The sequence below is a fragment of the Micromonospora sp. HK10 genome (genome assembly GCF_000982955.1).
Lineage (GTDB): Bacteria > Actinomycetota > Actinomycetes > Mycobacteriales > Micromonosporaceae > Micromonospora.
This window is the reverse complement of record NZ_KQ058903.1, coordinates 22,701-22,981: the sequence shown is the minus strand read 5'-3', so window position 1 is coordinate 22,981 and position 281 is coordinate 22,701. Positions and strand designations below refer to the sequence as shown.

1 protein-coding gene is annotated in these 281 nt (G+C 75.8%); it reads right to left on the bottom strand.

Annotated features, from left to right (window positions below; all coding sequences use genetic code 11):
* The coding region (locus LQ51_RS31025; RefSeq protein WP_046571923.1) for a PspC domain-containing protein at nt 1–228 on the bottom strand (228 nt) is incomplete at its 3' end.
* Nucleotides 229–281 lie beyond the last annotated feature (53 nt).

The following is a 281-nucleotide window of genomic DNA, read 5'->3' as shown; positions in this document are numbered from 1 at the left end:
GGCGGGCGCGCCCGCCGGCTCCTCCGGCATCAGGAACCACATGATCGGGTACGCCAGCGCGGCGAGCCCGCCGGTGAGCAGGGTGGCCACGGCGAAGGCCACCCGGACCAGCGTCGGGTCGACGGCGAAGTACCGTCCGACGCCACTGGCCACGCCGGCGACCATCCGGTCGGTCACGGGTCGGCGGAGCTGCTTGTACGGGGCCTGGGGAGGGGTCGTGTAGGTCATGCCTCCACGGTCCCGCGCGGGCCGGCGGGCGACCTCGGTGACCGCCCGGACCC